Origin of the sequence: Clostridium neuense, assembly GCF_045310695.1 — a bacterium.
GTDB classification, from domain to species: Bacteria; Bacillota; Clostridia; order Clostridiales; family Clostridiaceae; genus Clostridium_S; species Clostridium_S neuense.
The window spans coordinates 186,794-210,052 of sequence record NZ_JBJIAA010000009.1 but is presented as its reverse complement, the minus strand read 5'-3'; the positions used below and the strand labels follow the sequence as shown (position 1 = coordinate 210,052).

The 23,259-nt window shown below is 31.5% G+C and carries 35 protein-coding genes; all 35 read left to right on the top strand.

Going from position 1 to position 23,259, the window contains the following annotated elements; translation table 11 throughout:
- The first annotated feature begins 121 nt into the window (after positions 1–121).
- The 35 genes from ACJDT4_RS12545 to ACJDT4_RS12380 all read left to right on the top strand — a co-directional run bounded on the left by ACJDT4_RS12545 (position 122) and on the right by ACJDT4_RS12380 (position 23,171).
- Positions 122–328 (top strand): hypothetical protein, encoded by a 207-nt coding sequence (locus ACJDT4_RS12545; protein ID WP_406787919.1) that lies wholly within the window; start codon positions 122–124, stop codon positions 326–328.
- Entirely contained in the window at positions 325–783 is a 459-nt protein-coding gene (locus ACJDT4_RS12540) for an HNH endonuclease (protein ID WP_406787917.1), read from the top strand. Before ACJDT4_RS12545 ends, ACJDT4_RS12540 begins: the two co-directional genes overlap by 4 nt.
- 154 nt (positions 784–937) lie before the next feature.
- A complete protein-coding gene (locus ACJDT4_RS12535; protein ID WP_406787916.1) occupies positions 938–1,420 on the top strand; it encodes a phage terminase small subunit P27 family in 483 nt (160 codons plus the stop codon).
- Positions 1,407–3,209 (top strand): terminase large subunit, encoded by a 1,803-nt coding sequence (locus tag ACJDT4_RS12530; protein WP_406787915.1) that lies wholly within the window; start codon positions 1,407–1,409, stop codon positions 3,207–3,209. Before ACJDT4_RS12535 ends, ACJDT4_RS12530 begins: the two co-directional genes overlap by 14 nt.
- A 7-nt stretch (positions 3,210–3,216) precedes the next feature.
- Positions 3,217–3,423 carry a hypothetical protein gene (locus tag ACJDT4_RS12525; protein WP_406787914.1) on the top strand — a complete coding sequence of 69 codons (207 nt, stop codon included), beginning with the start codon at positions 3,217–3,219 and terminating at the stop codon, positions 3,421–3,423.
- A gap of 21 nt (positions 3,424–3,444) precedes the next feature.
- Complete coding sequence (locus tag ACJDT4_RS12520) at positions 3,445–4,716, top strand: phage portal protein (RefSeq protein WP_406787913.1); 1,272 nt, start codon at positions 3,445–3,447, stop codon at positions 4,714–4,716.
- A gap of 1 nt (position 4,717) precedes the next feature.
- The gene (locus ACJDT4_RS12515) at positions 4,718–5,311 is read left to right on the top strand and encodes an HK97 family phage prohead protease (protein ID WP_406787912.1); all 594 of its coding nucleotides are present in this window, start codon (positions 4,718–4,720) and stop codon (positions 5,309–5,311) included.
- Positions 5,312–5,383: 72 nt separating this feature from the next.
- Positions 5,384–6,538 carry a phage major capsid protein gene (locus tag ACJDT4_RS12510; protein ID WP_406787911.1) on the top strand — a complete coding sequence of 385 codons (1,155 nt, stop codon included), beginning with the start codon at positions 5,384–5,386 and terminating at the stop codon, positions 6,536–6,538.
- 43 nt (positions 6,539–6,581) lie between these two features.
- Positions 6,582–6,869 carry a head-tail connector protein gene (locus ACJDT4_RS12505; protein ID WP_406787910.1) on the top strand — a complete coding sequence of 96 codons (288 nt, stop codon included), beginning with the start codon at positions 6,582–6,584 and terminating at the stop codon, positions 6,867–6,869.
- An 11-nt stretch (positions 6,870–6,880) separates the two neighbouring features.
- The gene (locus ACJDT4_RS12500; RefSeq protein WP_406787909.1) at positions 6,881–7,213 is read left to right on the top strand and encodes a phage head completion protein; all 333 of its coding nucleotides are present in this window, start codon (positions 6,881–6,883) and stop codon (positions 7,211–7,213) included.
- Positions 7,214–7,217: 4 nt separating this feature from the next.
- On the top strand, positions 7,218–7,673 hold the full coding sequence (locus tag ACJDT4_RS12495) for an HK97 gp10 family phage protein (RefSeq protein ID WP_406787908.1): 456 nt from the start codon (positions 7,218–7,220) through the stop codon (positions 7,671–7,673).
- Between the two features lie 12 nt (positions 7,674–7,685).
- A complete protein-coding gene (locus ACJDT4_RS12490) occupies positions 7,686–8,135 on the top strand; it encodes a phage tail terminator family protein (protein ID WP_406787907.1) in 450 nt (149 codons plus the stop codon).
- Positions 8,095–9,234: a phage tail sheath C-terminal domain-containing protein gene (locus ACJDT4_RS12485; protein ID WP_406787905.1), complete on the top strand. Its 1,140-nt coding sequence runs from the start codon at positions 8,095–8,097 to the stop codon at positions 9,232–9,234. Before ACJDT4_RS12490 ends, ACJDT4_RS12485 begins: the two co-directional genes overlap by 41 nt.
- Before the next feature lie 45 nt (positions 9,235–9,279).
- Positions 9,280–9,708 (top strand): phage tail tube protein, encoded by a 429-nt coding sequence (locus tag ACJDT4_RS12480; RefSeq protein WP_053242027.1) that lies wholly within the window; start codon positions 9,280–9,282, stop codon positions 9,706–9,708.
- Between the two features lie 18 nt (positions 9,709–9,726).
- Positions 9,727–10,122: a hypothetical protein gene (locus tag ACJDT4_RS12475; protein ID WP_406787904.1), complete on the top strand. Its 396-nt coding sequence runs from the start codon at positions 9,727–9,729 to the stop codon at positions 10,120–10,122.
- Between the two features lie 38 nt (positions 10,123–10,160).
- Positions 10,161–10,304 carry a hypothetical protein gene (locus tag ACJDT4_RS12470; protein ID WP_406787903.1) on the top strand — a complete coding sequence of 48 codons (144 nt, stop codon included), beginning with the start codon at positions 10,161–10,163 and terminating at the stop codon, positions 10,302–10,304.
- A gap of 11 nt (positions 10,305–10,315) precedes the next feature.
- Positions 10,316–12,226, top strand: a complete 1,911-nt coding sequence (locus ACJDT4_RS12465) for a phage tail tape measure protein (RefSeq protein WP_406787902.1) — start codon at positions 10,316–10,318, stop codon at positions 12,224–12,226.
- Positions 12,227–12,267: 41 nt separating this feature from the next.
- The gene (locus ACJDT4_RS12460; protein ID WP_406787901.1) at positions 12,268–12,702 is read left to right on the top strand and encodes a hypothetical protein; all 435 of its coding nucleotides are present in this window, start codon (positions 12,268–12,270) and stop codon (positions 12,700–12,702) included.
- On the top strand, positions 12,692–13,615 hold the full coding sequence (locus ACJDT4_RS12455) for an XkdQ/YqbQ family protein (protein WP_406787900.1): 924 nt from the start codon (positions 12,692–12,694) through the stop codon (positions 13,613–13,615). Before ACJDT4_RS12460 ends, ACJDT4_RS12455 begins: the two co-directional genes overlap by 11 nt.
- Positions 13,616–13,627: 12 nt before the next feature.
- Positions 13,628–14,020: a DUF2577 family protein gene (locus ACJDT4_RS12450; protein ID WP_406787899.1), complete on the top strand. Its 393-nt coding sequence runs from the start codon at positions 13,628–13,630 to the stop codon at positions 14,018–14,020.
- Positions 14,021–14,033: 13 nt separating this feature from the next.
- A complete protein-coding gene (locus tag ACJDT4_RS12445) occupies positions 14,034–14,483 on the top strand; it encodes a DUF2634 domain-containing protein (RefSeq protein WP_406787898.1) in 450 nt (149 codons plus the stop codon).
- Positions 14,484–15,260 (top strand): baseplate J/gp47 family protein, encoded by a 777-nt coding sequence (locus ACJDT4_RS12440; RefSeq protein ID WP_406787897.1) that lies wholly within the window; start codon positions 14,484–14,486, stop codon positions 15,258–15,260.
- A complete protein-coding gene (locus ACJDT4_RS23450) occupies positions 15,217–15,384 on the top strand; it encodes a hypothetical protein (RefSeq protein ID WP_479723305.1) in 168 nt (55 codons plus the stop codon). Before ACJDT4_RS12440 ends, ACJDT4_RS23450 begins: the two co-directional genes overlap by 44 nt.
- Positions 15,385–15,387: 3 nt before the next feature.
- The gene (locus ACJDT4_RS12435; protein WP_406787896.1) at positions 15,388–16,851 is read left to right on the top strand and encodes a pyocin knob domain-containing protein; all 1,464 of its coding nucleotides are present in this window, start codon (positions 15,388–15,390) and stop codon (positions 16,849–16,851) included.
- Positions 16,852–16,854: 3 nt separating this feature from the next.
- Positions 16,855–17,478, top strand: coding sequence for a YmfQ family protein (locus ACJDT4_RS12430; protein ID WP_406787895.1), 624 nt, complete (start codon positions 16,855–16,857; stop codon positions 17,476–17,478).
- A gap of 14 nt (positions 17,479–17,492) precedes the next feature.
- Positions 17,493–18,134, top strand: coding sequence for a hypothetical protein (locus ACJDT4_RS12425; protein WP_406787894.1), 642 nt, complete (start codon positions 17,493–17,495; stop codon positions 18,132–18,134).
- A 13-nt stretch (positions 18,135–18,147) separates the two neighbouring features.
- Entirely contained in the window at positions 18,148–18,825 is a 678-nt protein-coding gene (locus ACJDT4_RS12420; protein ID WP_406787893.1) for a DUF4376 domain-containing protein, read from the top strand.
- 12 nt (positions 18,826–18,837) lie between these two features.
- Complete coding sequence (locus tag ACJDT4_RS12415; RefSeq protein ID WP_406787892.1) at positions 18,838–19,287, top strand: putative ABC transporter permease; 450 nt, start codon at positions 18,838–18,840, stop codon at positions 19,285–19,287.
- Positions 19,288–19,335: 48 nt separating this feature from the next.
- Entirely contained in the window at positions 19,336–19,725 is a 390-nt protein-coding gene (locus ACJDT4_RS12410; protein WP_406787891.1) for a phage holin family protein, read from the top strand.
- A gap of 17 nt (positions 19,726–19,742) precedes the next feature.
- Positions 19,743–20,735 carry a GH25 family lysozyme gene (locus ACJDT4_RS12405; RefSeq protein WP_406787890.1) on the top strand — a complete coding sequence of 331 codons (993 nt, stop codon included), beginning with the start codon at positions 19,743–19,745 and terminating at the stop codon, positions 20,733–20,735.
- Positions 20,736–20,789: 54 nt separating this feature from the next.
- Positions 20,790–21,341, top strand: coding sequence for a hypothetical protein (locus tag ACJDT4_RS12400; RefSeq protein ID WP_406787889.1), 552 nt, complete (start codon positions 20,790–20,792; stop codon positions 21,339–21,341).
- A 110-nt stretch (positions 21,342–21,451) separates the two neighbouring features.
- A complete protein-coding gene (locus ACJDT4_RS12395; protein WP_406787888.1) occupies positions 21,452–22,144 on the top strand; it encodes a hypothetical protein in 693 nt (230 codons plus the stop codon).
- A gap of 5 nt (positions 22,145–22,149) precedes the next feature.
- Positions 22,150–22,554, top strand: a complete 405-nt coding sequence (locus ACJDT4_RS12390) for a hypothetical protein (protein WP_406787887.1) — start codon at positions 22,150–22,152, stop codon at positions 22,552–22,554.
- Positions 22,544–22,900, top strand: coding sequence for a hypothetical protein (locus tag ACJDT4_RS12385; RefSeq protein WP_406787886.1), 357 nt, complete (start codon positions 22,544–22,546; stop codon positions 22,898–22,900). The genes ACJDT4_RS12390 and ACJDT4_RS12385 overlap by 11 nt, the downstream gene beginning before the upstream one ends.
- Positions 22,893–23,171, top strand: coding sequence for a hypothetical protein (locus tag ACJDT4_RS12380; protein WP_406787885.1), 279 nt, complete (start codon positions 22,893–22,895; stop codon positions 23,169–23,171). The genes ACJDT4_RS12385 and ACJDT4_RS12380 overlap by 8 nt, the downstream gene beginning before the upstream one ends.
- The last annotated feature ends 88 nt before the right edge of the window (positions 23,172–23,259 follow it).

Genomic DNA, 23,259 nt, shown 5'->3' with positions numbered 1-23,259 from the left:
GCAGTAATGAGGGTATAATTTGTGATAAAATGTGTATAGTTAGAAAAAGGGGCAAGAGTTAAAAGAACGTTCAGAAATGGGCGCTCTTTTTTATTGCTTAAAATCGAGGTGGTGAATATTCATGAATAAGCATGTGAAGGAAATTGAAAGGCAAATATGTGAAACACTTGGAGTAAAACCAGAGCTAATAAATAATTATGATTCAAACAATGCCATAACTTCACAGATGCAATACAATCAGTTTATGAAAAGCAATTGCTTGGTAGGAATTGATTTAGCTAATGGAAAAGATATAACCATTTATAATCATAGAAGTGATAGGCAGTGAAGAGACTATGCAGACATACAGGCTGCAATGTTCTTATAGATTACAATAAAGTCTATTGTCCTAAGCATGAAGCAATGCATGTTAAACAAAAACATGAGGGTTATAGAATTTATGATAAGCATAGGCTAGATATAGATAAGGATGTAGTAGAGTTCTATAAGACACAGGACTGGCTAAGGGTAAGGAACGATGTTAGAAGACAATTATTTCATATGGATTTGTACGAGTATTATAGAACTGGAAGAATAATTGAAGGCTTTACAGTTCATCACATTATACCTTTACGTGATGCGTGGACTATGAGGCTGGACAGGCATAACCTTATATACCTTAGTGATAGTAACCATAAGCATATGCACAGGCAGTATGATACAAGTGAAAAAATAAAGGAAGAAACTGAATTACTATTAATTTCTTATTTAAAAAAATTTCATGATGAATTTTTGCACATTTAAAATTTAGGGTGGCGGGGGTTGGAAAAGTTTTGTGCCCTGTGCGGGTGACCGCATCCCCAGTTTTCTTCACGTAAAATTCCCAAAACAAATTTTTTTATAAATAGTTGTGCATATATTGAAGAAATTTTTATGAAAAAAGAAGGGAGGATATTACATGAGTCGACCAAGGAAAATCTTGGATTTGCAAACTAAACACTTGACAAATCAAGAAAAATTAAAAAAAGAAATGGAAGAAAAAGCAATAAAAGCTCCAGATGATGAACTTGAAAAACCACCAACATGGTTACGTGACAGTATAGCAAAAAAAGAATGGAAAAGGTTAATAAAAAACTTCAAAATTATAGGTACTTTAAATAACTTAGATTTAAATAACCTTGGTTGCTACTGTAATGCTTATTCTAATTATAGAGAAGCTACAAAGGAAATGAAAAAGCATCCTTTGATAGAATATACCAATACGGACGATTCAGTTTGTATTGTTGAGAATCCATTTATAAAAGTACAACTTAAATATTCAGAAGAGATAAAGAAATACAGTGCACTTCTTGGCTTAACAATAGATGCACGTTTAAAAATAGGGCAAATGAAAGTGGATAAAGAGCAAAAAGAAATAAGTGATAAGTTTGGAAACATCTAATGCACCAATTTTAATTGCTTTAATAGAATATGCAAACAACTGCCTTGAAGATAAGTATATAAGTCAATATGAGTATTACATAAGTTGCAAAAAGCATAAATGGACTTGCCAAAGATTCCTAAATGATTTAGGAAAAATCGGAAGTGATGATTTCCCTTATATTTGGGATGAAGAGGAGGCTCAAAAAATAGTTGATTGGTTTGGCTATTTGCATCATAGCAAGGGTGTTTTAGCTGGTAAACCAATTGAATTAAACATATGGGAAAAGTTTTTCGTTTGCCAAATATACGGATGGAGGCACAAAGATACAGGATTAAGACGTTTTACTAAAAGTTTTGTAGAAGTTGCAAGGAAAAACGCAAAATCACAGCTTGAAAGCGGTATTGCTCTTTATGAACTAGCATGTGGTAGTACTAAAAATGGTGAAGTTTATGAAATTAACTGTGCTGGTGTTAAGAGAAAACAAAGTAAAGTCGTTTTTGAAGAAGCAAAGTTAATGCTTAAAGGTTCAAAATTAGCAACTAAATTTAAAGTTACTAGAGATGCTATTATACACTTGAAAACTGAAAGCACAATGACACCTTTATCGAAAGAGGATGGGCAAAAGAACGATGGTGGTAACATTGCGCTTATGATTATAGACGAATACCATCAACATCCTACAGATGAATTTTACACAATGGCAGTTTATGGTCAAAATACAAAAGAGCCATTACTCATGATAATAACTACTGCTGGAAAAGATTTAAATGTGCCTTGTCATACGCAAGAATATAAGTATTGTAGCCAAATTCTAAATCCGGATATGGATTCAGTTGAAAATGATACTTACTATACCGATATTCTTGAAATTGATGAAGGTGATGACGAAAATGACATAAAAAATTGGTACAAGGCTAATCCAATACGTATGACTTATGAAGATGGACAGAACAAAATCAAACAAGCTTTTCAAGTTGCAAAGGATGTACCTGAAAAGATGGTTGACTTTCTTACAAAATGCCTTAATGTTTGGGTTCAAGCTAAAAACAATGGCTATATGGATATGAAAAAGTGGAAACTTTGTGAAGTAAAGAAAAAATCAACAGGACAATTAATATCTATTGCTGATTGGGTTAAAGAAATTCCATTTAATTTAAAGGGCAAAGATGTATTTGTTGGAGTTGATATGTCTGCTAAAATTGACCTTACAAGTGTAACCTTTGTTATACCAATTTTAGATAGTGAAACTAAAAAATATGTTATATTCAGTCATAGTTTTATACCAAACAGAGAGAAACTTATTGAAAGAACTAAAAAGGATAAAGTTCCATATGATGCATGGGAGAGGATGGGATTTTTAACAGTCACAAATACTCCTATAGTAAATCAGCAATTCATGAAAGAATATATTTATAAAGTATGTGAAGAAAATAATTGGAATTTGTATAATCTTTGCCCAGACCCACATGATGCAAGTCTTTTTATACAAGAAATGATAGATGAAATTGGAGAAAGCAAAGTTATAGAGGTGTATCAATCAGCTAAAAGTTTAAATGAAGCCACATGTGGTTTTAGAAATGAAGTATATAGTGGTAATGTTTTATATACGTATAATCCATTACTTAATTTTGCTATGGGAAATGCTGTAATAGTTAAGACGAATGGAAATATCAAGATAGATAAAGACCATACAATACAACGTATTGACCCTGTAGATGCATTATTATGTGCTTTTAAATTAGCAATGTATTATGATTTTTTAAGTAATTATAATCCAGTGGATGTATTAGAATCAATGGATTGGTAGGTGGAAAATGAATAGAATTAAACTAAAATTTAAGAAAGTTAGGTCAAAAATAAGAAATAGGATAAAGAAAATAAAAGCTACTAAGGTTGCAGATATGTTAACTTTAATGGCTTTATTTATTATAGCTGTATCAACCTTGGATTTAGATATCCATATAGGATTATACGTTATAGCAGCAGAGCTGCTAATAATAAGCTATTTTATTAGTAAGTAACTATTTTAATGGTGAAAGGTGGTGAGAACTAAAGTGTTTTGGGACAAAACTAACAGGCAAGAGCGTATGACATACAGTGAGCTAGATAGTTATACGTGGAGTACAAATTTAGGTGCAAATGTAATGACAGATACACAGTTTAAAGAAAGCACATATTTTAAAGTTATTAAAAGGTTAAGCGAAGACATTGCAAAAATGCCTATGCAGTTAAAGCAGCACACAGATAATGGTGATAGGCTTGCTACAGAACATCCATTGTATCAATTATTTAATACAAGACCTAATCCTTATATGTCAAGCTTCGATTTTTGGAAAGGCATGGAAGCCACGAGACAGCATAAGGGTGACAGTTGGGCTGGTATATTAAGAGACCCAAAGAACGCTTTACCTATTGGCTTATTTCCTATAACAGTGACAAAGATTGTTATAGATAATGCGGGCTTATTTAAGAGTAAAATGCAAAATCCAATATTGATTTTTTATACTTGTTCTAGCAACTTACAAGAGTACACTTGCTTTTACAGTGAAGTTGTTCATCTTAAAGGATTTACATTAGATGGGTTTAATTCTATTTCAGTAAAAGACAATTTACAGGAGACTATTGATACAACGAAGGCAGCACAAAGTTATCAGAAAGATTTATTTAGTAATGGTTTAACTAATAAAGCAGCAGTACAAATGACAAGTGATATAACAGACCCAAACGAATTAAAGAAGGTACAGAATAAATTCAATAAAATGTACAGCTCCAAAGGAAGGATATTTACCATACCAGCAGGTTTTGAAATTACTCCGCTGAATTTGAATCTTGCAGATAGCCAATTCAGTGAACTTAAAAAAATGGGTGCTGTAGATATATGTACAGCTTTTGGAGTGCCACCACATCTTATAGGTATTATGGATGGGTATAATAATAATTCCTTAGAACAAAGCAATTTAAATTATTTAGTTAATACATTGCTTATTTTAATGGAGACAATTGAAGCTGAACTAAATTATAAATTATTATCCATAGAAGATATAATGAATGGATATTATTTTACTTTCAATGAGAAAATAATGCTTCGTACAGATGCAAAGACACAAGCGGAGATATTAACTAAATATGTTCAATCTTCAATCTATGCACCGAATGAAGCGAGACAAGAGCTTGGAAGAATGTCAAAACCAGATGGTGACGATTTGATTGCTTCAAGTGGAACGTTAAAATTAAAAGATTTGTATTTAACAGCTAAAAACAATGCAAATAACCTTGATAAAAATAATTCTAATTCTTCAGGAGGAGGTGGATAATTTGAATAAAAATAAAAAAGAGACTAGAAATATACAACATAAAGTTGAAATAAGGTCAGCACAGGAGAATCAAGATGGTACTGCTACACTAGAGGGGTATATTGCAAAATTTAACTCTCCAACTGTTTTATGGGATGGATACGTTGAGCAAATAGACCCTCATGCATTTGACAAAACTATTTCTGATGGGCACAATATTTTTTTGCTTTATGCACATGATTGGACAAAGCCTTTAGCAAGTACAGGCGCAGGGACATTAATACTTAATGCGGATAATATTGGACTTCATTTTATTGCAAATGTAGATACATCTATTAGTTATATAAAGGATGTTGTGGGGCTTGTTAAAAATGGATTGGCTGCCGGATGCTCATTTGGGTTTTGGATTTTAAATGATAATGAGGTATTTGATGCGAGTACACAAATTTATACTGATACATTGCTGGAAATTCAAATGGATGAAGGAAGTATATTAAGTAATCCAGCATATTCAGACACTAGCGTTATAGCAAGAGCAAAGGACAAAGTAGAGGAATTAAGAAAAAAGAAAAATGAGGAGATTTTGGAACTGTTAAAAATAGAATTAGAGTTATAAAAAAGGCTTTTGGGATAAAAACACCATTAGCCTTTTATTATATAAAAATTAAAATAAGAGAGGTATAAAAATATGAATGCTAAGCAAATAAGAGCAGCAATAACAACTAAGACAGCAGAGGTAAGAAGTGCTATAGATAAGCAGGATATAGAAGCAGCAAAAAAATCAAATGAGGAACTAAGGGCATTAAAAGAATCACTTAAAATTGCGGAGGAACTAGAACAACAGGAAGAAGAGGAATTGAAAAGGCAGGCAGAGGAACAAAAGGAGAAAGAAGAAAGAGAAAAAAATAATGATCCAGAAAAGAGAGATAAAAATTTTAATAGAGAAGATATACAATATAGAGCAATAGGAAAATATTTACTTAGAAAAGCCGATAATCCACCAGCTTTAACTAAGGAAGAAAGAGCATCTATTAATATCGGAAACAGTGGAGCAATTTTACCACAAGGCTTTGTTAATCAACTTATAGTGTTAACTAAAGGTTTTCCTTCATTAAAGCAATACTGCCATGTGATTCCGGTAACAACTAACACAGGAAAAATGCCTATTTCAAAAGGTTCGACTACTAGAAAACTTGCAAAATTAGCCACAGATACTGAAATGGTTAAAGAAATGATTACCACAGCGCCTGTGGAGTATGCAGTTGAAGATTACGGAAAGATATATCCAATTGAAAATAGTGTTTTAGAGGATGCAGGTGTTGACCTTTATAATGGTATACTTGCTCCAGATGTGGCAGAGTGTTCAGTAAACAGTGAAAATGCTGAAATAATTGCAATAGTAAAAGCTAAAGCAGTGTCAGGTGCCAGTGGTACAGATTATAAAGCTATACAGAAAACTTTAAATAAAATGGTGTTGCCAAGCCTAAAAAAGAACACAATAATTCTTACTAATACAAGTGGATATGATTATTTAGATGAAATAACTGATAACCAAGGCAGACCTTTATTGAATGAGAGCCTTGCAGTAGATGGAGGTTATACATTTAAAGGAAGACCTATAGTAGTACTAGATGATGAGGACTTAACACCAACTACAGCGGGGAAAATACCTTTTTATATTGTAAATTTATTTGCACTTTGCAAGTTTTTCGATAGAAAATCGTATGAAATTGCTACATCAACGGAGGCAGGATTTACGCAAAATCAAACATTCACAAGAGTTATAGAAAGATTCGATGTAATTGATGGTGATGATCGCTGTGATTTTTATATAGAACTATAGAAATAAGAACATAAAGTTATTATTTCTTTTGGTAGGTGATTGTATGGAGCTTGGAGAGTTAAAGCCAAAGTTAAATATAGATTATGACGATGACGATGTAGATTTGCAATTTTACATGGATGCAGCACAAGCATACATTGATAAAAGTGTTGGCGAAGGATACAAAACAGATGATAAGTTAATTAAAATTTCAGAACTTGCATTGCAAAAGTTGGTTTCTGATATGTACAACAATAAAAGTGCATATATAAGTGCCCAAGTTAAAAAAGATAATATAATAAGTACTATATTTTCTTTGCTTGGCAATGCAACTGAACTTGTAGAAGAGTAGGCGAGTATAATATGGCAAGCGGGAATTATCCTAATAAAGTTGAGTTATGGGACAATGTAGAATCTGAAAATGAACTTTTGGAGAAGGATAGTAAAGAACAATGGATAAAAAATATGAATGTTAATATCTTACCTTTAAATTTAAGTGGCAGCACAAGCACAACAGAAGCTGGAACTATACCAGCAGAAACTACACATAGGGTAAAGTGTAGAAAGAAGAGCTTGAATCCTAAAAGAACAATGTTTTTTATATATCAAGGGGTACGATATTACTTTTTATATTTTCAACCTAATTTTAAAACTAATGATGAATGGGAGATAATGTGTAAAGCAAAAATGGAGTGATTATATGGGCGATGGATTTGACATAAGTCAGTTTGATAATTATGTTGATGCAGTATTGGATAATGCTAATGTTTTTATGCCAAAAGAAAGCAAAAATTTTATAAGGAAGGAAGCAAGACAACTTAATACAGTGAATAAAAGAGTTTATAGGTCGAAAGGAATAGGGCTTGAACCTGAAAGTAGGAAAATAGTAAAAGATAGCGTAAGAATAATTAACAATTTCAATTCTGGAAAGCCGTATAAATTTGATGGTGTATGGAGTTGCAGGGCTTACAATTCAGCAAATCATGCACATTTGCTGAATAATGGATGGATACACAAGCCTCATAAAGGAGAAAAAGGAGTAGAAAAGTTTATCCCGGGATTTCACTTTATGGAGGCAGGGCAGCAAGAGTTTGAAAGTAAATATAATTCAGATTGTGAGGGTTTTGCGGATAATTTAGCAAAAAAATTTGAATAAGGGGATGATATTTTGATAACCCTAAAAGTTATAAGCAAAGCCATAGCAACACAAATTAAGCAAGGTTTGATTAATACTTCTTATTCTACTGTGGATTTTAGCAGTACAGACATTAAAGAGGAAATTAAAAGACCTTGCTTTTATATAGATTTTTTTAAAAATAAGACAGGTAAATTTAATGCAAGCAATAAGGAGAGGACATTAACAACTAAGCTTTATTATTTTGCAACAAATATAAGAAAATGCAAATTAGAGCTTATGGAAATACAAGATTTATTAGAAAATATGTTCTTGGAAGGTTTAAAAGTAAATGATAATTTTATTGTCAACATTGACGATGGAATTGAATTTGACATAGACAAGCAAAATGGATTTCTTGCTGCTACATTTGATTTATATACCGTAGAAGAAATACCAGAAGATGAAAGCATTCCATATATGGACAGTTTACAAATTAATTAGAAAGGGTGATAGTATGGGACTTCCTGTTATAAACATAACCTTTAAAAGGTTAGCAAATGATGCAGAGCAAAAAAGTCAAAGAGGTATCGTAGCTTTAATAATAAAGGATGATACTGATAAGACATTTACAACTAAGGAATATAAAAATTTAGATGATTTAAGTACTGATGAAAAATTATATACGGCTAGTAATTTACAATATATAAAAGATTGCCTTAAAGGTTCGCCCGGAAAAGTAATAGTCATAAGGATAAATGCAACGGATGGCAATATTCAAGATGCATTTACTATAATTAAGAGCATGAAAATAAATTGGCTAGGGTGTGCGGAAGGTGTACAAGCAGACCAAGATGCTATATGTACTTTTGTAAAAGACCAAGAAGAACTAAAAAAGACTTATAAAGCGGTGGTTTTTAAGCCAACGACACCTCCAGATTGTAAGCAAATCGTTGTCCTTGGAAATGAAAAAGTGACCTTTAAAGACAATGCTAGAGGGCAAGTTACAGGAGAAAAATATATATCTAGGTTGCTTGGAATACTTGCAGGTTTACCATTAAGCATGAGTTCAACTTACTACGTACTTGATGATTTAGCCACCATAGTTGAACCAACTAATATTAATACATCAATTGATAGCGGAAATCTAATTATTATAAATGATGATGGTGTTATCAGAATAGGCAGAGGAGTAACTTCTCTTACTACAATAACTGATGATGATACAGAAGATATGAAGAAAATTGCAGTAGTAGAAGCTATAAATATCATGCAAGAGGATATTACCACAACATTTAAGAGCAATTATGTGGGTAAATATAAAAATAGCCCAGATAATCAAGTTATTTTTATTAGTGGTATAAATGATTATTATAAAACACTTGCACAAAATGATATTTTAGATGCAGACTATACCAACACGTGTGATATAGATATTGAGGCACAGAGACAAGCATGGATAAAGGCTGGGAATAGTGAGGCTACTACGTGGAAAGATGCAGATGTTAGAAAGAATACATTTAAAAGTAACGTATTTATAAAAGCAAATGTAAAAGTGCTTGATGCAATGGAAGATATGGACTTTACAACAATATTAGAGTAGTTATTTCTACTCTTTTTTATTTTCAAAGAAAGGAAGGTTGCGCTAATGGATGTAAATTCAAACAGAGTTTTAAGTGGTTCAGATGGAAAAGTGTGGGTGAATGGAGAGCTTTGGGCTGAAATTCAAAAAATTGAGTTTAAAATAACGGGAAACTTTGATAGCGTTAATTTTGTCGGAGACCCAAAGGAACATTCTCGTTATACAGGATGTTCCTCAGAGGGGACAATAACACTTAATAAAACTTATAGTAGAGGAGTAAAAATGATAAGTGATGCCTTTAAAAGTGGTGTGTTCCCAGACATAACGATACTTACCAAGGTGACAGATAAACAAACCAACCAATCCGAAAGGTGGGAATTAAAAGAAGTTTTATTCACAGAGTTAGGACACACAATAGAAGCTAAAAAAACAATAACGCAAGAAATGCCATTTAAATTCGGGGATTGGGATATCCTCGAAACAATAAGTGCATAAAATTAGGAGGAATTTAAGATGAAAAAAAATATAAGCAAAGAAAAGACAAAGGTATTAACATTGGAGGATATAATTGCTAAAAAATCGGAAAAGGAAGATTCTAAAAAAGCATTTAAAAATATTTATATAAAATCTTTAGGGGGTGACCTTACATTTAGCAAGCCAACTAGAGAAGATATATTGGACTGCATGGATGCAATTGACGATGAAACAAAAGTAAGCAGCGTATATGAAGGGTATAAGAAAATAATTTATGATAATTGTGAGATGCTTAAAAGTAAAGAGCTTCAAAGTGCGTATGGTGTGAAATTTAATGAAATAGTAGAGGCATTATTGGAAGTTGGAGAGGTAATGTCAATTGGAAATGAACTAATTGAGTTCGGTGGAGGAAAGGTAGATGTAAAAAACTCATAGAGGAAGATAACTATTTAAGTGAAGTAGTTACCTTCCATGTGAATCATGGACAAAAATTAAAAGATATGCTCAATGCAAGTTATGTAGAGCGTATCTTTTATTCTTATGCAAAGGAAAAGTATGTTCAAGAAGAAGAAGAAAAATATAAGGCTATTTTTGAAGCTTTAGGCGGTAAAAAGTAGGGGGTGTTCAAGTGTCAAGAGTAATAGCAACAATATTAAACCTTAGGGATAATTGGACACCAACTTTAAAAAAAGCCACAGATGGTTCTAGGGCATTTCAGAATGAAGTAAAGAAAACTCAATCAAGTATAAAAGAAATGTCAAAGGCAACAGAAGCAGTCGGAAAAATAAAAAGTACTATTGCTAGAGCTGCCGCAGGACTTGCTATAGGTGAAGCGGTAAAGCAAAGTATAGATTTAGCATCTTCATTAGTTGAAGTGCAAAATGTTGTTGATACTACCTTTGGAAAAGGTGCAAGCCAAATAAATACATGGAGTAATACAGCTTTAAAAAGTTTTGGATTATCACAACTTCAAGCTAAACAATTTACAGGTACTCTTGGTGCTATGATGAAGAGTTCTGGTATTACCGGAAACAGTCTTATAACTATGTCACAAAACTTGACTGGTTTATCAGGAGACTTTGCATCATTTTATAATTTACCAATAGAGGAATCTTTCGAAAAGATAAAAAGCGGTATATCTGGGGAAACAGAACCGCTAAAAAGTCTAGGTATTAACATGAGTGTGGCTAACCTACAAGCTTTTGCGTTAGCAAGTGGAATAAAGAAATCATATCAAAGTATGTCACAGGCTGAACAAACCACACTACGGTACAATTACTTGATGAAAACAAGTAAAGATATGCAGGGCGATTTTGCTAAGACTTCAAATACATTTGCAAATCAGCTAAGGATTGCAAAAACAAATTTACAACAAACAGGAGCCACAATAGCAACTCATTTGCTGCCTTATCTTAACAAAGGCTTACAAGCTTTTAACGGATTTTTAGATGTACTTCCTAAAGTAGGAGATGTATTAGGAAAAGCATTTAAAGCAGATACAGCAGAGCAGGGCATACAAATAATTGCAGGATACTTGCATAATTTCTTATGGGACAAAATTCCGCACGAGATAGACAATTCTATAACTAACATGATAAGTACAGTTGGAAATGATATTGTAGGATTTAAGAAGCCTTTTCAAGATTTTTTAAGTTCTGTATCAAATTTATTTGCAACTATAAGTGGTAATAAAGATGCGAAAAATATTGCAGCAGTAGTAATACCAAATATAACAAGTGCATTGGATGACGTTATGAAAGCTGCAAAAGATGTACTAGGAGCGGTTACAGATGTATTTAATTTTATAAGCAATAATTGGGGCACAATAGCACCTTTGATTGCAGGAGTAGCAGCGGGATTTGCTGTTTATAACGGAATTGTTTTAGCAATGAAAATTCCACTTATGATTGCAACAGCTCAACAATGGCTCTTAAACACTGCAATGTATGCATGTCCTACTACATGGCTTATAATTGCCATAGCGGCAATGGTTGCCGCTGTAGTTGCAGCAGGTGTTTACATGTATCAAAATTGGGATACTGTTCAAGCTAGATTTTCTGCTATATGGGATGGTATTAAAGACATTTTTTATGGTGCTGTAAACTATTGTATAGGCTTAATAAATCAACTTATAGATGCTGTTAATTTTCTTGACGGCATAGACCTACCAGATGGCACTCGTTTGGGCTTTGGAAAATTAAATCATGTAGGATATGTTGGACTTAATAAAGGCTCAACAACAAAAAATGAGACCGTTAGTGTTAAAGGCGGTGGAAAACATACAAAATACGCTACTGGCACACAATATTACAGTAAGGATTTTGCTATTACAGATGAAAGAGGCGGAGAAATAAAACAATATCCTAATGGTACCAAAATTATTCCACATGATTTATCTGAAAAAATGGTAAATGATAATAACCAACCAATAGAAGTAAATGTAATTATCCAAGGCAATGTAATAGGAAATGAAGAATATGCGGATTATATAGGAACTAAAGTAGCGAATGAAGTAAATCTTGTATTAGCTAATAAGTAAGGGGAATAGCTCTTACTTATTTTTGTGATAGGGGTGAATGTATGCAATATGATATATTTTTATCAGATTTAGAATTAAATACTATTGTTCAACTTCCAATACTTCCGAAAGAACTTCCAGAGGTTGAAACTGAATTTAACAATGAAGAATTTGAAACTTACAATAATGGATACTTTAATTTTCAGGGTAACAAGAAGCTTGCAACATTCACGTTAAAATCATTTTTTCCTGAATATAGCGGAAAATATTCTTTTGAAAGAAGCGAAAGCACTTTTTACGATTTATTAGATGCATTATCTATAGCAGTTGATAGTAAAGCACCAGTCAGAGTTGTATTTGGAAAATCTAGCGGGGATGTTATTATGGATGCTAAGTTTATGGTAGAAAAATTCACCTATAATGTTGATAATGTTGGAGATTATCAATACAACATCGAATTTAAGCAGTATAGAGAGGTAAATACAAATGTCTTATAAATTGTATGCAACTTATAATGACTTACTATATGACATAACTAATAGATGCAATAATATGTCATGGAGCTCTGATAAAGATACATTAGCTGTACAACTTGATTTTGATAGCATTGTTAATATGGAGGAAGGAACACAGGTAGGAATTGAAAATGTAGATAATAATTTAATTTATATGGGCATTTTATTTAAGAAAACTCAAAAGAAGTTTGAAAATGCTTATACATGTATGGATTTTGCTTTTTATCTTAAAAATAAAACTACTATACAGTTTAATAATGTAAGTGCAAGTGATGCAATTCAGCAGCTATGTAATAAATTTAATATAGAGCTTGAAATAGATTCTATAGCCACAAAAATAAATAAAATTTATAAGGCACAAGAAGCAAGCTCCATAATTGATGATATTCTTACACAGGCAGAAAATGAAACAGGACAAGAGTATATAAAGGAAATGAATGTTACAACCTTAGTTATAAAGAAGCTGGAAGAAACTAAAATAACACCTAAAATAATAATCGGCAGTGATGTATCTTTAGAAAGCAGCATTGAAAATATGAAAAATAGTATAATAGTTCAATCTAATGATGAAAATGACAATACTATATATGCTGCATATAAGGATGATAATTCTATTGAAAAGTATGGATTATTACAGGAAGTACAAACTATAGACAGTAAGAATAAAAGTCAAGCCAGCCAAATAGCAAAAAATTTTATTTTAAAAAATAACAAAGTTTTTAAAAATTTAAGTTTTTCCGCAGTAGCTTTAAACGATGCGGATGAAATTAAAGCGAATAGAATGATGAATATTATACTTGCAGATTTTAATATAAGTACATGGCTTAGAATTAAAAGTGTAAAGCATACCCTTAAAAATAATTTACATGAATTAAGCTTAGAATTTGATTTTTAGGAGTGATTTAAAGTGAAGCCATGGGCGGTAAAAATAGCAAATGAAATTTCGAAAAGAGATAACATTGAAAAGTTTGGTGCTGTAGTGGGAAATGTATTAAGCATAGACCCTATGAAAATTGGCATTGAAGATAACACTATAATTTTAGATAGTACCCATTTTTATATATGTAGTTCTCTAGCAGAGAATTTTATAAAAAGTGCAACTATAGAAATTGATGAGTGTACATTAAATATAAATGCAACGGACAGTAGAGGAGACACAATAACGAGCGTAAATGTTAGCAAGAAAAATGATTATAATACTAAAATAACATTTAAGGATATATTAAAAAAAGGTGATAAGGTTCTGGTTATAGCAAGTGAAGATAATCAGACCTTTTTTATTGTAGATAAATTACTATGAGGGGAGTGATGATATGTTTCCAACCTTAAACCCAGCTTTACAGGCGCAAATTAATGGTGTAAATAATTCTAACACTGAAAACAATACTACAGAATTGGGCAGGAGTTTTTTATTTGATTTTGGCACAGGACAATTCATTATGCGTGATGGAAGATTAGTTGATACTAATAAAGCACAAGCAATAAGTCAATGGATTTCTTTGTGTATAAGGACATTTATAGATAAATACAAAGTATATAAAGATACTGGCTTTGGTACGCATTTGGAAAAAATTATCAATAAGAAATTAAATGTATTTTATAAGACAACAATAAATAGTGATTTAAAAGAAGCTTTGATAAAAAACAATCAAATTAAAAGTGTCAATAATATACAACTTACAAAAGAAAATGACAAATTAAATATATCAGCACAAGTAAAACTTGTTGATGGTTCTATTCTTGATGTAGAGGAGGCGGTATAGATGTATGAGGATAAAACAGTTGATAATATTCATGAAAATATGCTTAGCAATATAGATAATTCTTATGAAAAGTCTGTAGGTTATCCAACATATGATTTTACACGTTCTCTTGCTATTGAAGAAAGTTTACTTTATAAAGCATTGAATAATGCTATATTAAAAATTTATGTAAGTAACCTTTCAGGAAATGAACTTGATGAAAGGGTTAAAGAATGGAGAGGAATTGACAGGAAATTAGCAACATACGCAAAGGGTGTTGTTACTGTGAAAGGTACTGGAAATATAAAAATAGGAGATATATTTTCTACATCTAACAATATACAATTTTCGGCTACAGAAGATGTAAATATAATAGATACAGCAGATGTGAATGTTATTGCTGTAGTTGCTGGAGATAGTGGCAATGTAGGAGCAAATTCTATTGTACAAATGCCAGTTACGCTTCAAGGAATTGTATCATGTAATAATAGCAACTCAACTTATGATGGCTATAATGAGGAAAGCGATGATTCACTTAAAAAAAGATTTTACGAAAGCTTACAAACACCAGCGACAAGTGGTAATAAATATCACTATATAATGTGGGCAAAAGAAGTTACAGGGGTTGGAGATGCAAAAGTATTTCCTTTATGGAACGGTAACGGAACTGTAAAAGTCACAATAGTTAATAGTAATAAAAGAGCAGCAAGTACAAGATACATTCAATGCTACTGTAAGCAAGTATTTAGGGGACATGGCATTTATAAGTACGTATGTTTCTTATGCCAAGATAGGTGATTTACTACTCAATACTCCTGGAATTTTGGATTATAGTAATTTGGTTTTGAATACTGGTACTACTAATGTAGGATTGCAAGATGAAGAAATACCAGTAGCCGGAAATATAAGTCTGGGGGTGTAGTAAGTGGCATACCCTAATGATGTTGATAAATTTAATGATAAATTAAACAAAATTGAAGGGAATACTTATGTAATCGAGGAAAAAGTGGATTTAGTTAATGGAGTATATGAGGGCGAATTACAGCATGACAATATTTCCGTATCTTCATTAAATATTTATACAGGCTCAAAGCTCACAGGAAACAAAGTTGATAACTATACACTTTCAACACCTTCTATAGCTCCATGGAAGAAAATAATAAAAATATATTCTAGTATTACACCAGTGTATATTAGCTATGAAACTACAGGCGATACTGTAGAGGCTGATGATATAAACAAGGTTCAAAGTAGTATTACTAATATAGAAAATGAAGTCGATAGGTATAAAAATTCTAATGATACAAGAGTTACAAATGTTGAAAATAATAAAGCTGAAAAAACTTATGTTGATACTGAATTATTAGCTAAAGCAGATAAAAGTGATACTTACACAAAGGAAGAAACAGACCAGAGAATACAAATGGTTGTAAATGCAGCACCTTCGGCATTGGATACTTTAAAAGAAATCGCCGATGCTTTGAATGATGACCCTAATTTTGCAGCAACAATTACAACTGAACTTTCAAAAAAAGTTGATAAAGTAGAAGGAAAACAACTTTCGACAGAGGACTACACTACTACAGAAAAAAATAAGTTGGCTGGTATACAGGATAATGCAAATAATTATGTTCATCCAACTTCGCATCCAGCGACAATGATTACAGAGGATTCGAACCATAGGTGGTCAACTGATACTGAAAAAACAAACTGGAATGATGCAAATAGTAAAAAACATAATCATGGGAATTTGAGTTTGTTAGAAACTATAACCCAAACATTAATTGATGGCTGGAATAGTGCTTATTCTCATATAAGCGATGCGGTTAAACATATAACAAGTGATGAAAGAACACTATGGAACACAGTTAGTGGTAAAGCTAATGCAAATCATAACCATGATGATAGGTATTATACAGAATCTGAAAGTGATACTAAATATGCCACTAAGGATGATTTAGGCAAAGCAGGATATGGGGATATGCTTAAAAGTATCTATGATAAAGACAACGATGGAATTGTGGATAATGCAAATTCTTTACAGGGTAAAAAAATAACTGATTTTGCTCCAAGCGGTTTTGGATTAGGGACGGTTGCGCAACAACTAGCAAATGGTACTAATTTAAATAATATAAATTTAGCTGGTTTTTATAGGATAAATGGTGCGGTTAATGCGCCACCAAGGGTAACAGGTGATAATGCAAGTATATGGCATTATTTAATTGTGATATCACATGATACAAGTGGAGGCTGGGTAAGCCAAATAGCAATTGAATATTCCACAGGTACTATGTTTACTAGAGTATTACAAAACGCTTCATGGACTGCATGGAAAACAGTTTTGACAACATCAAAAGGAATTACATGGAATGACCTCAAGGGGGTGTAATAGGTGTATGGCACTGAAAGCTATGGGACAAATCAATATGCAGTAAATAACACACAAGATGAAATAATACCATCAAATTATAAAAATAATTTAATTGGCAATGTTCACAAAATATATAGACAAGATAAATGGCTAAATACAATTTATAAATCTGCTGGAATTGATTTAGATAGTTTAGGCGGTAATATCCAAGACCTTATAAATCAATTAAATCCTTCTACAGCAACATGGGGCTTAAACATTTGGGAAAACGAATTAAAAATTAATACAGATATAAATAAGAGCTATGAGGAACGTAGAGAAGTTATAGAAGCAAGATTGCGAGGCTATGGTACAACTACAAAGAAAATGATAGAGAATACAGCAGAGGCTTTTAGTGGAGGGGAATGTAATGTAATAGAGCATCCAGAAAACTATAGTTTTACTGTGCAATTTGTTGGAGTTTTAGGAATACCAAAAAATTTAGAAGCCTTTAAGGAAATGTTAGAAATAATAAAGCCAGCACACCTAGCGTATGATTTTAAGTATACTTATACAATTTGGGATTTTATAAAAAATAAACCTAAAACATGGGACAATATAAAAACAAATACATGGGATGGATTAAAAGTATTTAGTGATAATTAAGGAAGGTGATGTTTATGCAGACAACAGGAAATTATGGACTAAAAAAACCAGATGGAAGCGATACGGTTGATATATCAGTTTTAAATGGAAATATGGATATGATTGATACTGAATTAAAGAAAAGGGCATTAGTTTCAGATATTCCGAGTAGCTTGCCAGCAAATGGTGGGAATTCGGCTACTGTTGGCGGTTTTAGTGCAAGTGGTACACCAAGTACAACAGAAAAATCCAACCTAGTAGGAATGATAAACGAACTTTTTCAATCTGGCACTAATGGTAAAAATGATATATACAATGCTATTAGTGCCAAAGGTACAACACCAGCAAGTAAAAACTTTGCTGATTTAGTTAGTGCTATAGGGAATATAAGCACTGGGAAAAAGTACGCATCAGGTACGGCACCAACAGTTTCATCAAACGCAACATATCCTATAACGGGTTTGAATTTTATACCAAGTATTATAATACTTAGCTTTACTGCTTTTAATAATTTTTACGTTTCATGCAGTACTGATAGTAGCTCAGGATGGAGATATTTTAGTGCAAGTGGTAGTCAGGGTTTGTACTGCGAAACGAAACCAACCGACGGAAGTTTCATAATAAAAGGTGATATAAATTCTGATTCAACCAATATACATTGGTTAGCTATAGAATAGGAGGCAATATTAAATGCAAATAGGAAGAAAAATATATTATTTAAAAAGTAATGGGAATATAATTGTTAATACAGGAGAGTGTCAGGGGGATGCAAGAGAAACAACAGAAGATGAAGATTTCAAAATGTATACAGTATTACAAGGATTGGAGCAAAGTGCAGTCGGATTAATTCAACTAAATTATGGGCAGCTTACAGATAAGTTTATTAGCTGTACTGGTTACTATGTAGATATAACCAAAAATCCAATAGATACAAGTGCTATTGTATTTAGTTTTACAACTCCAGAGGCAACACTTGACCAAGTAAAACAAGCGAAATATACAGAACTAAGCCAAGCCTGTCAGAATGCAATTACTGGAGGATTTACTTCTACTGCATATCAAAATACAAGTAAAGTTTATGACAGTACTTTAGAAGACCAAGCGAATATAACAGGAAATGCGCTTAGTGCAGTTTCAAAAATTTCTGGAGTAGCAGCATGTGCAAATGACAAGTTTTATTATCGTGCACATGGTGAAGATTTTGCAGAATGGACAGCAGAGGAATGTTTACAATTAGCAAGAGACTTTAAAAGTTTTAAAGAGCAGCAGCTTATAAAAAATAAAGAGTTACAGGCATATGTCGCTACTCTTACAACTGTCGAAGATGTTCAGAAAGTTACGTGGAATACAGCAATACCAAATGCATAGGAGATGATACAATTGAAAAAACAATTATATAAAGATTTAATTTTAATATTTATTATGGGCGCCTTATACATGGTACTAGAAGGATTTTGGCGAGGATGGACACATATATCAATGTTATTTGTTGGTGGTTTGTCTGCTTTTCTTATAGGAAGATTGAATCAGCGCCCAAAGTTTTATGATCGCAAAATGTGGCAGCAGTGTTTAATAGGTACTTTAATAATTCTTGCATTAGAATTTACAAGCGGATGTATATTAAACTTATGGTTACATTTAGATGTGTGGAGCTATGCAAATGAGCCTTTTAATATACTTGGGCAGATATGTTTACCTTATGCTTTGCTATGGTTTTTATTAGTGCCCACTGTTATATATTCAGATGATTATTTAAGATGTAAGTTGTTCGGAGAAAAGAAGCCGGAAGGATTATTGAAAAATTACAAAGACTTATTTACAGGAAATTAAGGACTAAAAATAGTCTTTTTTATTTTGCTTAAAAATAGGAGGTATAAGATGAATAGAAATATTTTTAATACTTTAGTTGCTGTACTAGGCGGGTTATTTACTTATTTATTGGGTGGGTGGGATACATGCTTAATAGTTTTAGTTGCCTTTATGGCTTTAGATTATGCAACTGGAGTTATAGGCGGATGGATACAAAAGAACCTAAATAGCAATATAGGATTTAGGGGCATACTTAGAAAAACCACAATAATAATAGTTGTTATTGTGGCTGTTTTACTTGATAGACTTCTTAAAAATGGTGCATGGGTGTTCAGAACACTCGTGTGCTATTTTTATATAGGCAATGAGGCTATAAGTCTTTTAGAGAATGTAGTGAAAATAGGCATTCCAGTACCTAAAAAGTTAGTAGATGCTTTAGAACAATTAAAAAACAAATAGAAAGGATGTATTTATAAATGAAAGGAATAGATATAAGCAATAACAATGATGTTTCAAATTTTGAAGAAATTAAAAATGCTGGTTATGAAGTAGTATTTTTAAAGGCTACAGAGGGATTAACTTATGATGATACAAAAATGAGAAATTTTTATAATGGTGCAAAGTCAGCCGGATTAAAGGTTGGCTTTTATCATTTCATGAGAAATAATGATGCAGTTGCAGAGGCTAAGCATTTTTTAAATGTAATTAATGGATTAGATTCAGATTGCATTTACGCTTTAGATGTTGAAGCGGACGAATTAAAGGAATCGCCTTGGGGCACATCAGATAAAATAGTTGAGTTTTGTGAGTATCTAAAATCACAAGGCAAAGAACCATGCGTATACACTTATAAATATTTTTGGGATGGAGTTATAAAAGGTAATGCAAGAAATTATCCTTTATGGATAGCAAATTATTCACCAAATTCTGGTGTGTCAACATATGCAGGGTGGCAGTATTCAGAAAATGGGAGCTTAAGCGGCATAAGTGGAAATGTTGATTTAGATGTATTTACGGATGAAATATTATTAAACAAAACAGCCACAAACAATGTAAGCAATCAGTCAATAGGCGATACATCTATAATAAATCTGCAAAAAGAATTAAATAGTATGATAAATGCTAGCTTAGTTGCAGATGGTATTAGCGGTCAAGCTACCGAAACAGCAACTAAAAATTTTCAAAGAATAATGGGACTTTCGGTTGACGGAATTGCTGGAAATGCTACATGGTCAGCTATTAAAGAAATAAGGAGTTATCCAACAGATGGAATAACCTATTCTCATTATGAGTATGCAACAAGGTGGATACAATGGCGTATAGGAACAACTATAGATGGTATATTTGGCAGTGGGACAGCTCAAAGAGTGAAAGATTTTCAAAAAAGTATTAATGATGCACATGGAGAAAATATTGCAGTAGACGGCATAGTTGGTAAAGAAACATGGAGATGTATGTTTAAATATTAAGAACCAAGTAAATAAATCAATTAAAAAAATAAAATATTAAGGAGAGGTTTTATTATGATATCAAATAATACATTAATGCTAATATCAGTACTTGGGGTTACTTTTGGAGTTTTAGGAACTATGTTGGGAATTGTACCATACCTAAAAAAGAAAAATGTAAATTTAGATGGAACTATAAAAGAACTAAATGATAAAGGAGAAATTGCGAAGGCTGTAGCGGATGAATTAAAACCTATTTTGCCAAAATCAGCGCAAGCGGTAATCGAAATTATAGAAAAATGGGCGCCAATCGCTGCTGGAAAAGCTGAACAACTTTATCATGCTGGAGATATACAAAAAGATGATAGAGCACAAATAGCTGAAAATGTAGTAATAAGTATATTAAAGGAGATGAGCATAACTATAGATGATAATAAGAAGGAACTTATAGACGCAGCCATAAAAAATGCAGTTAACGAGCTCGGGCACAAAATACCTACAGAAGCAGAGAAAGCAACTCAATTTGCGAAGATACAAGAAGAAAATAATCAACTTAAAACTAAGAACCTACAGTTGCAACAAACCGTAAATCAAATAAATGCTACAACAGCAATAGTTGTAAAATAATAAATATTTTATATTAATTCCTCCTAAAAAGGAGGAATTTTTTATTTACTGTAGAAATAAGTAAATAAAATAATGAAGAAACAAATGTTATTTACCAAGGAGTGTTGAAAATGTTAACGGAAATTGTAACTAAAATTGATTCAAAAAATATGTATGAAGGAATAAAAAAATTTATAATTGAAATGAACAAAGTGAAAAATTGCAATAGCATTTTAAATGATTTATTTGAAGTTCACTTCAAATTTGATGATAAAGATGAACTATTTTCTGAACTTAATAGTAATTTGGGTGAGGTATTTAATATAAACGGCTTAAACCTTCTAGCATTTATGCAGATTGGCAAGCAAATATCAGCAAATGATTTAGGAATTAATGAACAAAAATACTCTAAATCTATTAAATGCATAAATGAATTAACTTTAAAATACGCATATATAATAAGAAAACTGTTATCTAAAAATCAAATGCCGTTTTCAATTAATACTGTAGAGATAATGATTAATCCCCAAAATTCATTTCATAAAATAAAATTTCAGAGAGCAGATGGAGAAAGCTTAGAGGGTGTATTTCAGACTGAAAACTTGTTAATGTTGACAACTAATATTATAAAATCACTAAAACATTCAATGGAATACGGTATATATAATATTAATTCTAACATAGTTGAAGATTACATTGAAACCAATGATATTTTTGTTAAATATTTAAAAAAAATTACTGATGAGTCAAAAGCTCAGGAGGAATATTTGAAAAATAAAGCGTTAGTAGCATGTGACAATGAAACTAAAATAAATAAGGAATAAAAGACATGTGGTATAATTCAAGCTTATTTAGTGCTTTAATGGGTGCTATGGTGACGATTATAATATTTATAATAACGAATATTATTAATAATCGTAAAGAAAGAAAAAGCAATGTAAAAAGTTTTTTAACATTACTTATGCAACAGTATTCTATGCTTTTTTCAGCTATATATCAAGGAAGTATAAATCCAGAAAAGATTGATTATAAGTTACTTAGAAATGAATTGAAAAAAAGTATGGCTATAGTTTTTTTGCTACCTGAAAATATTCAAATGAATTTCTCTAAATTATTAAACATATATTTTACTAATGAAAAATATTATGATGATCATAAAAGCGATATAGAAAATATATTAAAAGATATTGTAAAAGCTTTGCAAAGTTATGGAGTTGATATTTTTGGAATATAACAATTATGAAAAATTTAAAAATCAACCTAAGATTGTGAAAAATATGGCACATCAAGCATATACATATATTCAAGAAGGAGAAAAGTTATTTAACAAGGCAAGTACAAACGAGAATTTAATGTTTGTTATAAAAGATATGAGAAACAAGTTGAATAACCTCATAGAAAGTGGTAGGATTGAAGAAAACGATGATACTTTTATGGTTATGCAAGATAAGATTAAGAATGTTAATGCTTTACTTACAAAACCGTTTAGGGAAAGAAGCGTAAATGAATTACTGTATTCATATTCAGAATTTGATGATTTTAATAATTTATATAGGGTGTGTGGTGGTAAAGATGTATAAAAATTCAAATGCATTTTATCCGAGTAGAATTTACTTAAATATTAATTTTGATGAAATAAAGCGGAAATTAAAAAATATAAATAACGTTAATATAAAAGATTATGGGTCAATAATCTTTATGGATATAGGAAATTGTATGTTTGCTATTAATCACTTGGGCAAAATTGATTTTTACTATAATTCAAAAAATAATTTACAGTTAGAAAATAACTTAAAAAAGATAGAAAATATATTTAAACAGCAAATTAAAGAATTTAATATAGTTATGTAAATTAAAGCCTAGGATATTATGTTCTAGGCTTTAATTTTGTATTATTTGGTTATGCGATATAATATAATTTGAATGTTCAATTGTTTGA

Coding starts and splice junctions, on each gene's coding strand:
- ACJDT4_RS12545 (WP_406787919.1), top strand. CDS start 122: ATGAATAAGCATGTGAAGGAAATTGAAAGGCAAATATGTGAAACACTT.
- ACJDT4_RS12535 (WP_406787916.1), top strand. CDS start 938: ATGAGTCGACCAAGGAAAATCTTGGATTTGCAAACTAAACACTTGACA.
- ACJDT4_RS12525 (WP_406787914.1), top strand. CDS start 3,217: ATGAATAGAATTAAACTAAAATTTAAGAAAGTTAGGTCAAAAATAAGA.
- ACJDT4_RS12510 (WP_406787911.1), top strand. CDS start 5,384: ATGAATGCTAAGCAAATAAGAGCAGCAATAACAACTAAGACAGCAGAG.
- ACJDT4_RS12505 (WP_406787910.1), top strand. CDS start 6,582: ATGGAGCTTGGAGAGTTAAAGCCAAAGTTAAATATAGATTATGACGAT.
- ACJDT4_RS12500 (WP_406787909.1), top strand. CDS start 6,881: ATGGCAAGCGGGAATTATCCTAATAAAGTTGAGTTATGGGACAATGTA.
- ACJDT4_RS12495 (WP_406787908.1), top strand. CDS start 7,218: ATGGGCGATGGATTTGACATAAGTCAGTTTGATAATTATGTTGATGCA.
- ACJDT4_RS12485 (WP_406787905.1), top strand. CDS start 8,095: ATGAAAGCATTCCATATATGGACAGTTTACAAATTAATTAGAAAGGGT.
- ACJDT4_RS12480 (WP_053242027.1), top strand. CDS start 9,280: ATGGATGTAAATTCAAACAGAGTTTTAAGTGGTTCAGATGGAAAAGTG.
- ACJDT4_RS12475 (WP_406787904.1), top strand. CDS start 9,727: ATGAAAAAAAATATAAGCAAAGAAAAGACAAAGGTATTAACATTGGAG.
- ACJDT4_RS12460 (WP_406787901.1), top strand. CDS start 12,268: ATGCAATATGATATATTTTTATCAGATTTAGAATTAAATACTATTGTT.
- ACJDT4_RS12455 (WP_406787900.1), top strand. CDS start 12,692: ATGTCTTATAAATTGTATGCAACTTATAATGACTTACTATATGACATA.
- ACJDT4_RS12445 (WP_406787898.1), top strand. CDS start 14,034: ATGTTTCCAACCTTAAACCCAGCTTTACAGGCGCAAATTAATGGTGTA.
- ACJDT4_RS12440 (WP_406787897.1), top strand. CDS start 14,484: ATGTATGAGGATAAAACAGTTGATAATATTCATGAAAATATGCTTAGC.
- ACJDT4_RS23450 (WP_479723305.1), top strand. CDS start 15,217: ATGGCATTTATAAGTACGTATGTTTCTTATGCCAAGATAGGTGATTTA.
- ACJDT4_RS12425 (WP_406787894.1), top strand. CDS start 17,493: ATGCAGACAACAGGAAATTATGGACTAAAAAAACCAGATGGAAGCGAT.
- ACJDT4_RS12420 (WP_406787893.1), top strand. CDS start 18,148: ATGCAAATAGGAAGAAAAATATATTATTTAAAAAGTAATGGGAATATA.
- ACJDT4_RS12410 (WP_406787891.1), top strand. CDS start 19,336: ATGAATAGAAATATTTTTAATACTTTAGTTGCTGTACTAGGCGGGTTA.
- ACJDT4_RS12405 (WP_406787890.1), top strand. CDS start 19,743: ATGAAAGGAATAGATATAAGCAATAACAATGATGTTTCAAATTTTGAA.
- ACJDT4_RS12400 (WP_406787889.1), top strand. CDS start 20,790: ATGATATCAAATAATACATTAATGCTAATATCAGTACTTGGGGTTACT.
- ACJDT4_RS12395 (WP_406787888.1), top strand. CDS start 21,452: ATGTTAACGGAAATTGTAACTAAAATTGATTCAAAAAATATGTATGAA.
- ACJDT4_RS12390 (WP_406787887.1), top strand. CDS start 22,150: ATGTGGTATAATTCAAGCTTATTTAGTGCTTTAATGGGTGCTATGGTG.
- ACJDT4_RS12380 (WP_406787885.1), top strand. CDS start 22,893: ATGTATAAAAATTCAAATGCATTTTATCCGAGTAGAATTTACTTAAAT.